Below are 10784 nucleotides of genomic sequence, written 5' to 3'. Positions count from 1 at the left end.
AGTCCCGAACGCCATCATGGTCCGGTGACCAAACCACCATTCCGCCGCCGGAAGCTGGGCCGTTCCCTGCGCCAGATGCGCGAACAGTCCGGGATGAGCATCGAGGACGCGGCGCTCGCTCTCGACAAGAAGCGCACCTCGATGTACCGCATAGAGGCGGGTGAGTCGCGGGTTGATGTGCACCTCGCCCGCTCGATGATGGACGTCTACGACATCTACCTGCCGCGACTCCTGGATGATGTGCGCTACGCCTTGGAGCCGGGCTGGTGGGTCAAGTACGGCCACACAGGCTTGGGTTATGTCGACCTGGAGACCGAGGCGGTGGTGGTGCGGGAGGTGTCCCTGACCTACGTGCCGGGACTGCTCCAGACCCCCGCTTACACGCAGGCGGTGTTCGAGGCGAGCCAACTCCGCAGGAGCAAATCCGAACTCGCCAACCAGTTGGAGATGCGAAAGCTGCGCAAGCGCCGCCTGATCGATGACGAAAGGCCGCTGAACCTCATCGGGTTGATCGACGAATCAGCCCTGCGCAGGGTCGAACGGCACCTGGAACTCAAGGCCGAGCAGTTGGAGCACCTGGTGATCATGGCCGAGCTGCCATCGGTCACCCTCCGGGTGCTCTCCGAAGAGGTCGGCATCCATGGAGGGCTCTCAGGAGCCTTCACCCTGTTGGAGTTTCCCGACCCGGAAGACCAGGACATGCTGTACATCGAGTACCCGACCGGTGCGTCGCACTTCGAAGACAAAAGCGATGTCGCGCAGGCTAGGTTGGTTTTCGAACACGTGTCCGCCAAGGCCATGGGCCACGACGAGTCGGTGGCGCTGATCGAGCGGATGCTCGCATGAAAGGGGTGCTTGTGGTGGAGTGGCGCAAGAGCAGCTACAGCGGCGATGGAAATGACGGCAACTGCGTCGAGGTCGCTTTCACCGGTCCGGAGGTCGCGGTGCGCGACTCCAAGAACACCGAAGCGGGTGGGCTGGTAGTTCCCGTTGACAGGTGGAGGGCGTTCGTGGCCGCGCTGTAGTCAGCGGTGCTGGGTGAGGTGGTAGCGCGAATCCAGGCAGCGGTGGCCAAGTCGGCCGCCGCTCTCGCCGCACTTGGTCGTGCGGCCGACCACTTGGAGGAAGCCCATGCCGAGATCGCGACGACATCGGCGGGCTCGTGCAGCTCCGAAGTGTCGGAACTCCTTGCGACCTTTGAGGGAATTCAGCCCGAAGTCCGTGACCTCCGAGAACTGCTGAGCAGCGCTGACGACAGGGCACGTCGCTACCTCGACGGTGTCATCGCGGACGCCGTGCCGGTGGGTCGGTTGCGGCAGGACCTGCCACCGGATGTCCCGGGGGTGAAGCGCACGGCCGGTACTCCGCGCCCGAAGACGCACGGTCGCTGGGTGGGGCCCAGCGGCCAGTCGCAGGTGATCGTGAGCGGCAAGGACGAGCTGTACGACCAAGCCGTCGAGGTCTTCCGGGAAATGAAGTCGCGTCACATCCCCCAGCGGGCCTCGGATGTCGAGATGAAGCTCGCGGCGCACATGCGCAGGAACGGGATTCGCTCCGCGACGGTGGTCATCAACAATGAGCCCTGCGCGGGTCCCATGGGGTGTGACGAGTTGGTGCCGGTCATTCTTCCGCCGGGCTATCGTCTTGTAGTGCATGGTGCGAACGGGTTCGTCCGGGTGTACGAGGGAGGTGGGAGGTCGTCTTGGGTTCCCTGAGCGCTTACTACGCCCGTGACCACGCGGCTGACCCCGTCACGCTGTCGACCAGCGCCGACGTGGCTGCCTTCGTTCAGCGACTGCGTGTCGAGTCGTTGGAGGCAGGGCCGCTGTTGGCGCAGGTGTACCTGTCCGATGACGTGCACGCACAGGAGTTGTCGGCCGGTGTGGACGGCGATCGCGGAGTTCTGCGCTATGCCGGTCGGGAGTGGTTCGAGGGTGTCTACAGCGTCGGCGACGAACCTGGTTCCGATGAGCCGCTCGTCTACTACTACATGGACAACGACACGGAGTTCCCACCCGACTCGCAGGTTTCCGTGGATGTCGTCCAACGCGCTGTCGAGGAGTACCTGCGCACGAATGGTAAAAGGCCCACCGGTGTTCGTTGGCAAGTCGACCGCTGATTTGGAGACGTTGTGACGAGCACCCTGATCACCGGTATCGGCGAGCTGACCACCAACGATCCCGAGGTCTCCGGCACCGCGCTGGTGCTGGAGGGTGACCGGATCGTGTGGGTCGGGCACGGGGAGCCCGCTGCCGACACCCGTGTCCACGTCGAGGGCCGGGCCGTCCTGCCGGGGTGGGTGGACAGCCACACGCACCTGGTGTTCGCGGGCGACCGGACCGCCGAGTTCGGGGCGCGGATGGCGGGGAAGCCGTACACCGCAGGGGGAATCGCGGTGACGGTCGGGGCGACGCGTGCCGCGAGTGACGAGGAGTTGGCGGCGAACCTGGAGCGGCACGTCGCGGAGGCCCTCCGCCAGGGGACGACCTGCGTCGAGACCAAGACCGGGTACGGGTTGAGCGTCGCGGACGAGGTGCGGTCGGCGAAGCTGGCCGAGGAGCACGTCGACGAGGTGACGTTCCTGGGGGCGCACCTGGTGCCCGCCGGGGCCGATCCCGACGAGTACGTGGACCTGGTGTGCGGGGACATGCTCGACGCGGTGGCGCCGCACGTGCGGTGGGCGGACGTGTTCTGCGAGACCGGGGCGTTCGACGAGGACCAGTCGAGGGCGGTTCTCCGAGCAGCGGCGGCGAAGGGGCTCGGGCTGCGGGTGCACGGGAACCAGCTCGGCGAAGGTCCCGGCGTCCGGCTGGCGGTGGAACTCGGCGCGGCCAGTGTCGACCACTGCACCTACCTGTCGGACAAGGACGTCGAGCTGCTGGCGGGCTCCGACACCGTGGCGACGCTGCTCCCGGCGTGCGACCTGTCGACCCGCCAACCGCTCCCGAACGCGCGGGGCCTGCTCGACGCGGGCGCGACCGTGGCGCTGGCGAGCAACTGCAACCCCGGTTCGTCGTACACGTCGTCGATGGCGTTCTGCGTGGCGACCGCCGTGCTCCAGATGCGGATGAGCGTGGAGGAAGCGGTGCGGGCCGCGACGCTGGGCGGCGCGCGGGCGCTGAGGCGGGACGACGTCGGCGTCATCAGGCCGGGCGCGCGCGCTGACCTGCACGTGCTGGCCGCGCCCTCGACGACGCACCTCGCCTACCGGCCCGGTGTCCCGCTCACCCACGCGGTGTGGCGAGCAGGGGTCAGGGCGCTCTAGAACACGTATGGTTCGTCCTTGTGGCGGAGGACTTCGGGAACGCGCTCACGCGTGCGATCGAGGCCAGCGGGCTGAGCCTGGAACGGATCCAGCACCACCTGGCCCGGCGCGGCGCGCAGGTCAGCCTGTCCACGTTGAGCTACTGGCGGCGCGGCCGCAGCAGGCCGGAACGGCCGGAGTCGCTGCGGGTGGTGAAGCTGCTGGAGGAGATCCTCGCCGTCGACGACCTGCTGGGCAGCCTCGGTCCGAAGCGGCCGCGTGGCCGCTGGACCGAGCAGACCGCCGAGCGGGAGCTGACGCTGGAGGGCATCTGGGACGTCCAGGCGGACGGCCTGAACGAGCTGATGCTCAAGGTCGACCACCTGGAACCGACGCCGGTGACCTACCTGACCTGGCGCGACGTGATGACCGTCGGCGCGGACGGCCGGGAGCTGGAGTTCCGGTCGAGCGGCGTGCTGCGGGCGGACGAGGACGGGCTGGACCGGTTCCTGGCGATCCAGCGGGCCGACGCGGAGGACGAGAGCGTCGGCCGGATCTCGGCGCAGGGGGCGTGTCGGATCGGGCGGGTGCGCACGGAGCAGGAGCACGGGTTCCTGATCGCCGAGGTGCTGTTCGACCGGATGCTGCGGGCGGGCGACACGGCGCTGGTGGACTACCGGATCGCGTCCGACCCCGGCGCGGTCAGCTCGGTCACCGACCGGCGTTTCCTGCGCGGGGCGCGCGATTACGTGCTCCAGGTGAACTTCCACCCGGACGCGGTTCCGGTGCGCTGCTACCGGTTCCGGCAGGAGACCTCGCAGCACCCCGCGACCGACGTGCGGGACCTGTGGATCGGCACGACGCACAGCGTGCACCTGGTCGCGCACGACACCGGGCCCGGCATCCTCGGCATCCGCTGGGAATGGGAGTGACACCGGGCCCGGCTCTCGCGACTACCCGACGGTCAGCGTGAACGTCGTGGTGGCGCTGTTCACGCCGTCCGTGGCCGTGATCGTGATCGGGAAGGTCCCTCCCGGCCCGAACCCGGTGTACACGGAGAGCTGCGAGCTGCCCGCCGCCGGGATCGTCGTCGGCTGGAAGAACTTCAGCGAACCCTGCGGCCCGCCGGTCGCGGACAGCCGGACCGCGCCCGCGCCGCCCTGGACGGTCACCGTGGTGCGGCCCACCTGCCCGTTGCCGATCGTCTGCGCGGCAGGGGACAGCGCGGCGGTCAGCTTGCCGGTGGGCGGGTTCGGCGGGTTGGGCGGCGTCGTGCCGCCGGAACCGGTGTACAGGAACAGGTTCGGCGACCCGGTCTTGACGTCGGTCAGGATGTTGCCGGTGGCACTGGCGACCAGGGCGTCGCGCACCTGCTTGGGCGTGGCGCCCGGGTTGGCGCCGAGGTAGAGCGCCGCGGCGCCCGCGACGTGCGGGCTGGCCATGGACGTGCCGCCCATCTCGGTGTACCCGGTGTCACTGGAGTACGACGCCGAACGGATAGCCGTACCCGGCGCCCAGATGTCCAGGCACGTGCCGTAGTTGGAGCTGGCTGAGGAGTTCCACACCGACCTCTTCCCCGCTTGGTCGACCGCGCCGACCGTGATGGCTTCCGGAGTGCGGGCAGGCGTGAAACCGCACGCGTCCTGCCCGTTGTTGCCGCCCGCGAGGGCGTAGGTGAAGCCCGCGGCGATGGACCTGCGCACCGCGTTCTCCATGGTGGCGTTGGAGCCGTTGCCACCGAGGCTCATGTTGACCACGCCGGGCTTCACGCCGTTCGACGTCACCCAGTCGATGGCCGAGATGATGCCCTCGAACGAGCCCGTGCCGTCGCAGCCCAGGACGCGCAGCGACACGATCCTGGCCTTCTTCGCGACCCCGTAGGTCTTGCCCGCGACGGTGCCGGCGACATGCGTGCCGTGGCCGTTGCAATCGGTCGCGTCGGAGTCGTTGTCGACGAAGTCGTAACCGGAACTGGCCCGGCCCTCGAATTCGGAATGGCTCTTGCGAATTCCGGTGTCGATGACGTAGGCGGTCACGTTCGACGCCGTGTTGTCGTAGGTGTACTTCCGGTCGAGCGGCAGTGCGCGCTGGTCGATCCGGTCCAGGTTCCAGATCGGGTCGGTCTGCGTGTCCTGCAACCGCACCACGGCGTTCTGCTCCACGTAGTCGACCGCCGGGTCGGCCGCCAGCCGCCGCGCCTGCTGCTCGGAGAGCCCTCGCACCGAGAAGCCGTGCAGCGCGGAGCTGAACGAACGGCCGAGTTCGCCCTGGTAGCGGGTGGCCAACGTGTTCGCGTCGCCGGTGGCGCCGTCTTTGTAGACGACCAGGTAGCTGCCGGGCACGGTCTCCGCGCCGGGCGCGACGAGCACCGCCTCCTCCGGTGGTGCGGCCGCCGTGACCACCGGGGCGAACAGGACCGCCCCGGTCAGGCCGAGGGCCGTGACGACGGCTCCTCGGCGCAATTGCTTCATCATCCGGGTCCTCCGCAGGGAATTGAGTGAACCGGGATGAAAGTAACCTCACCAACGGGTGAAATGGCAGGGTCGAATATTCGAACCCAATACTGTCAATTCTGTGGAAACCCTGTTTAAGGGATAGGTACGTCTTTCAACGTCCGCAGCGGTGAGAACAGCAGCCACAGCACCGCCAGCGACAGTCCCGCGCTGCCGACCCACAGGCCGGTGCGGGCGTCGGCGACCTCCGCGATCACGCCCGCCGAGACGCCGCCGAGCGGCATCGTGCCCCACACGACGACCCGGTTCGAGGCGTTCATCCGGCCCAGCAGCCGATCCGGGCACACCGCCTGGCGGAAGGTCACCTGCGCGATGTTGTAGACGGTGGAACCGAAGCCGACGACGAACCAGCCGACCACGAACAGCCCGATCCGCCAGCCCGGCTGGGTCATCGGCAGCAGCAGCGCGAACGGCTGGGTGAGCAGCAGCGACAGCCACGACGACCGGGCGCGTCCCACGAACGTCACCAGCGCCCGACCCGTCACCGCGCCGAGGAAACCGCCGACGCCGGACGCCGCCAGCACCACGCCGGTCGTGCCCGTCGACAGGCCCAGTTCCCGGTTCAGGAACAGCACGTTCAGCGTGATCAGGAACGTCAGGAAGAGGTTGGCGCTGGCCGTGCAGCACGCGATGGCGCGCAACGTCGGCACGCCGAAGACGAGCCGCAGCCCCTCGCCGATCTCGCCGCGCAGATCGCGGGCTTCGGGCCGCTCCGGAACCGGCTCCACGGACGTGATCCGGTTGAGCTGGAACGCGGACACGACGAACCCGACGCTGGTGGCCACCATGGTGTTCGCCGCCCCCAGCACGCCGACCGCCCAGCCGCCGAGCGCGGGACCGGCGGTCGTGGCGACGGACTGGCTCGTCTGGAGCTTCGCGTTGCCCTCCAGCAACTGGTCCCGGCCGACCAGCACGGGCAGGTAGGCGAGGTGCGCCACGTCGAAGAACACCGTCGCCACGCCCACCGCCAGCGTCACCACGACCAGCTGCGCCAGGGTGAGCACGCCCGTCCAGCCCGCGACCGCGATGGTGGCCAGCAGCGCCGCCCGGCACAGGTCCATCGAGATCATCAGCCCGCGCTTGCGCGTCCGGTCCACCCACGCGCCCGCGGGCAGCCCGATCAGCAGCAGGCCGACGGTCTGCGCCGCGGTGAGCAGGCCGACCTCGAACGGGGTCGCGGCCAGCACGCCGACCGCCAGCAGCGGCGCGGCGACCCCGCCGATCCTCGTGCCGAACTGGCTGACCGCGTTGCCCGCCCACAACATCCGGAAGTCGGAGTGCTCCTTCAGCGACCCCGCCCTGGTCACCACGTGACGGGGAGCGCCCGCGGCCCGCGGACGGTCAGGCCGAGCTTCCACGGCACCTCGTCGGGCGGCACGGCCAGCCGCAGACCGGGCAGCCTGCGCACGATCGCGGCCAGCGCGATCCGCAGCTCCACCCTGGCCAGCACCGCGCCGAGGCACAGGTGGGCGCCGTGGCCGAACGCCAGGTGGCCGGTGACCCTGCGGTCGAAGTCGACGCGGCCGGGGTCGGCGAAGGCGTTCGGGTCGTGGTTGGCCGACGGCAGCGAGGCGAACACCGCCTCACCCCGCCTGATCAGCACACCGGCGATCTCCACGTCCTCGGTGGCGATCCGGGGAGCGCTCACGCCGAGACCGGACATGGCGTAGCGCAGCATCTCCTCGACGGCGTTCGGCACGAGTTCCGGCTGGGCGCGCAGCCTGGCCATCAGCGCGGGGTCCTCGGTCAGCAGCACGGTGAAGTTGGCGATCGCGTTGGCGACGTTCTCGTAGCCCGCGCCGAGCAGCGTGCCGCACAGCGTGACCAGTTCCAGCTCGCTGAGCCGGTCGTCCACGTCCCGCGCGTGCACCAGCTCGCTGAGGAGGTCGTCGCCGGGGTCGGCGCGGCGTTCGGCGATCACGTCGGCGAGGTAGTCCGACAGCTCGTCGATCGCGTCCTGCACCTGCTCCCTGGTGTAGGCCGTGGAGGACAGCAGCCTGCTCGCCAGCCCGGTGAAGTGGTCCCGATTCCCCTGGGGCACACCGAGCAGCTCCCAGATCACCGTGATCGGCAGCGGCAGCGCGAACGCCTCCAGCAGCTCCGCGGGAGGCCCGGTCTCCAGCATCGCGGTCAGCAGGTCGTCGGTGAGCCGGGCGATGCCGGGGCGCAGCTTCTCGATCCGGCGGACGGAGAACGCGGGGGCGACCATCCTGCGGAGCCTGGCGTGCTCGGCACCGTCCATCATGGACAGCGCCGACCCGCCCGCCGGTTCGACGGTCAGCCGCGGGATCGCGGGACCGGCCGCGGCCGTCCGGCTGAACCGGCGGTCGGTGAGCAGCGCCCTGTTGTCCACGTAGCGGGTGAGCAGCCACGCGTCCCCGCCGTGGGGCAGCCGGATCCGGGACACCGGCTCGTTCTCGCGCAGCTCCGCGAAGACGGGGTCGATCACGAGCCCGACGGGGGCGGAGAAGGGGAACGTCCGCGGTTCGCGTGCTTCCAAGGGGTCGGTCATCGCGCACGCGCCAGGCGGACCCGGTCGACGGCGGCCCGGTGCAGGTCCTCCGGGATATCCGGGTCGTCCACCAGCAGGCAGGTGCCGATCGGGGTCGCCATCAGGTGCGTGCCCTCGAACGCGTGCAGCTCCACCGAGTCCGACGGGACGTCGTCCAGCGGGAAGCCGAAGCGCAGCCGGGGGATCCCGGTGGGCTCCTTGCGCCTGCGCTTCTCCGCGGCGGCCACGGGGACGAGCGCCGACTCCACGTCGTCCCACACGTCCGGGAGGTCGACCCACTGCCCGGTCTTCCGTTGCAGCTTCAGGAGTTCCGGGGCCAGGTCGAGGTCGCGGGCGGTGTCCGCGACCAGCTCGGGCAGGTCCGCGCCGAACCGTTCGCCCAGCACGTCGGCGAGGACCACCAGGTCCAGCATGTCCTTGCGCCGGAACTTGCGCTGGAAGCGCTCCTCGGCCACCGCGAACAGCGAGCGGACGTCGTCGTCCTCGGGCAGTCCCGCGCGCACCGGGACGTCGGACATGTTGCCGCAGAACGCGCACGTGGCGATGTCCGCGCCCATCGGCTTGTCCAGCTCCGGTTCCTCGGCGGGCCACTTCATCGCCACCACGACGTGCAGCTCCCCGCCGGTCTCCAGCACGTTGATGCCCTGCGGCACCGCGTCGAACCGCTCCCGCAGGTCCAGCACGCAGTTCCAGAGCGCCTCCTGGTCCGGCGCGACCACGTCGGTGTCGCCGGAGTTGCGCAGCAGGCCCTCGGGCATCCGCGCGGCGATCCGGGCGCCCTTGATCACCTGGACCCCGTGCGCCTCGGCCAGCGCCTCGCCGGTGGCGTGCAGCGCGTCGACGCGGCGGCGGACCCGCGCGAGGTACCCGGCGGCCCGCTCGGTGATCGGCTCGCCCCTGGCCACGACCGAGGACAGCCATGTCGGCAGGATCCCGGCCCGGTTCGCCATGTCCGCGACCCGCCAGCGCGGATAGCCGGGCGGGACGCCGAGAAGGCTTTCCACCACGGTGGGTTCGGCCATTCGGCTGCTCCTCGGCGCTGTGCGGGTAATCGGTGGTGGTTCGGCATCGTTCACGGTCCGCTGATCGGTGTCAACGCTGCCCATTTGCTTTTTCTATCGTTATTGACGCTTGCTCGAAGTCGAGTCTAAGATTCCGCTTCGCCCTCTCGGGGAGGGTTTATTCGTAGCGGAATTGGAGGGTAATCATGCGCCACCTCGCGACTGCGGAATTTCGGGTGAAGAAGTCCGGCAAGAAGTAAGCACTGGTCAGGTGGTCGGCTCAGGTGACTGGTCGCCTGGGCCGACCGCTCCGGTCGGCGAATTGCCGTCAGCACCTTTCGTGGAACGCGTCAATTGCCGGATGTTGCGTCGACACCTGCGGTGCGGCTGCGGAATTCCTTTGTGCGGCGAATACTCCGAGCGTGTCCTGGGAATTCGCCCGTCGTCACGCACCGTGTGCTGGAGCAGCTCCACGTGGCACGGACGCGTTTCTGCGTGCAGGCTTGGCACATGGAGTACACGCAACTCGGTCGTTCCGGTCTCTCCGTGTCCCGCCTGTGCCTCGGCACGATGAACTTCGGCCCGGAGACGACCGAACCCGACAGCTTCACGATCATGGACCGCGCCCACGAGCACGGCGTCAACTTCTTCGACACCGCCAACGTCTACGGCCGGAAGGCGGGGGAGGGCGTCACCGAGCAGATCATCGGCCGCTGGTTCGCCACCGGCGGCGGCCGCCGCGAGAAGACCGTGATCGCCACCAAGGTCTACGGCGGCATGGGCGACTGGCCGAACGAGAACCTGCTGTCCGCGCTCAACATCCGGCGCGCCGCCGACGAGTCGCTGCGCCGGCTGAAGACCGACTACCTCGACCTCTACCAGATGCACCACGTCGACCGCGCGACCCCGTGGGACGAGATCTGGGAGGCCTTCTCCGTCCTGCGGCAGCAGGGCAAGGTGCTCTACTTCGGCTCCTCCAACTTCGCGGGCTGGCACCTCGCCCAGGCCCAGGAGGCCGCGCGCGCCAGGCACTTCCTCGGCCTGGTCAGCGAGCAGTCCATCTACAACCTCCTCAACCGCTGGGTCGAGTTGGAGGTCCTGCCCGCCGCCAAGCACTACGGCGTCGGCGTCATCCCGTGGTCCCCGCTCAACGGCGGACTGCTCGGCGGTGTGCTGCGCAAGCAGCGCGAGGGCGGCGGCTCCCGCAGCAACTCCGACCGCGCCAAGGACGGCGTCGCCAAGCACCAGGCGGCCCTAGAGGGCTACGAGAAGCTCTGCGCCGACCTCGGCGAGGACCCGGCCAACGTCGGCCTGGCCTGGCTGCTGCACCAGGAGGGCGTGACGGCGCCGATCATCGGACCGCGCACCACCGAGCAGCTGGACGGCTCGCTGCGGGCGGTGGAGCTGAAGCTGGACGCCGAGGTCCTGGGCAAGCTGGACGAGCTGTTCCCGGCACCGGGCCCCAACGGCTCCAAGCCCGCCCCGGAGGCCTACGCCTGGTAGACCCCCGTGAC

The 10784-nt window shown here is 69.5% G+C and carries 11 protein-coding genes; 7 read left to right on the top strand and 4 right to left on the bottom strand.

All coding sequences use genetic code 11. The features are described from left to right. Positions 1 to 24: 24 nt before the first annotated feature. From RM788_RS20290 to RM788_RS20265, 6 genes are read left to right on the top strand one after another with little or no spacing between them, the layout of a single operon-like run. Positions 25 to 846 (top strand): helix-turn-helix domain-containing protein, encoded by an 822-nt coding sequence (locus RM788_RS20290; RefSeq protein WP_315933286.1) that lies wholly within the window; start codon positions 25 to 27, stop codon positions 844 to 846. Then, complete coding sequence (locus RM788_RS20285) at positions 843 to 1025, top strand: DUF397 domain-containing protein (protein WP_315933285.1); 183 nt, start codon at positions 843 to 845, stop codon at positions 1023 to 1025. The genes RM788_RS20290 and RM788_RS20285 overlap by 4 nt, the downstream gene beginning before the upstream one ends. Positions 1026 to 1031: 6 nt before the next feature. Further along, the gene (locus RM788_RS20280; protein WP_315933284.1) at positions 1032 to 1715 is read left to right on the top strand and encodes a DddA-like double-stranded DNA deaminase toxin; all 684 of its coding nucleotides are present in this window, start codon (positions 1032 to 1034) and stop codon (positions 1713 to 1715) included. Next, entirely contained in the window at positions 1703 to 2119 is a 417-nt protein-coding gene (locus tag RM788_RS20275) for an Imm1 family immunity protein (RefSeq protein WP_315933283.1), read from the top strand. The genes RM788_RS20280 and RM788_RS20275 overlap by 13 nt, the downstream gene beginning before the upstream one ends. 12 nt (positions 2120 to 2131) lie before the next feature. Continuing rightward, positions 2132 to 3265, top strand: a complete 1134-nt coding sequence (gene hutI / locus RM788_RS20270; RefSeq protein WP_315933282.1) for an imidazolonepropionase — start codon at positions 2132 to 2134, stop codon at positions 3263 to 3265. Between the two features lie 20 nt (positions 3266 to 3285). Then, positions 3286 to 4176, top strand: a complete 891-nt coding sequence (locus RM788_RS20265) for a helix-turn-helix domain-containing protein (protein WP_315933281.1) — start codon at positions 3286 to 3288, stop codon at positions 4174 to 4176. Positions 4177 to 4197: 21 nt separating this feature from the next. Here the strand turns inward: RM788_RS20265 and RM788_RS20260 are convergent, their stop codons facing one another. From RM788_RS20260 to RM788_RS20245, 4 genes are all read right to left on the bottom strand, one after another. Next, a complete protein-coding gene (locus RM788_RS20260) occupies positions 4198 to 5718 on the bottom strand; it encodes a S8 family peptidase (protein WP_315933280.1) in 1521 nt (506 codons plus the stop codon). 113 nt (positions 5719 to 5831) lie between these two features. Continuing rightward, positions 5832 to 7115 carry an MFS transporter gene (locus tag RM788_RS20255; protein ID WP_315933279.1) on the bottom strand — a complete coding sequence of 428 codons (1284 nt, stop codon included), beginning with the start codon at positions 7113 to 7115 and terminating at the stop codon, positions 5832 to 5834. Beyond that, entirely contained in the window at positions 7061 to 8269 is a 1209-nt protein-coding gene (locus tag RM788_RS20250; protein ID WP_315933278.1) for a cytochrome P450, read from the bottom strand. The genes RM788_RS20255 and RM788_RS20250 overlap by 55 nt, the downstream gene beginning before the upstream one ends. Then, a complete protein-coding gene (locus tag RM788_RS20245) occupies positions 8266 to 9291 on the bottom strand; it encodes a hypothetical protein (RefSeq protein ID WP_315933277.1) in 1026 nt (341 codons plus the stop codon). The genes RM788_RS20250 and RM788_RS20245 overlap by 4 nt, the downstream gene beginning before the upstream one ends. A 489-nt stretch (positions 9292 to 9780) precedes the next feature. Between RM788_RS20245 and RM788_RS20240 the strand changes: the two genes are divergently transcribed. Further along, positions 9781 to 10773: an aldo/keto reductase gene (locus tag RM788_RS20240; RefSeq protein ID WP_315933276.1), complete on the top strand. Its 993-nt coding sequence runs from the start codon at positions 9781 to 9783 to the stop codon at positions 10771 to 10773. Positions 10774 to 10784: the final 11 nt, after the last annotated feature.

It is taken from the genome of Umezawaea sp. Da 62-37 (genome assembly GCF_032460545.1).
Taxonomy (GTDB): Bacteria; Actinomycetota; Actinomycetes; order Mycobacteriales; family Pseudonocardiaceae; genus Umezawaea.
Note: the sequence above shows the minus strand (reverse complement) of the source record. Positions and strands in the feature narration are given on the sequence as shown.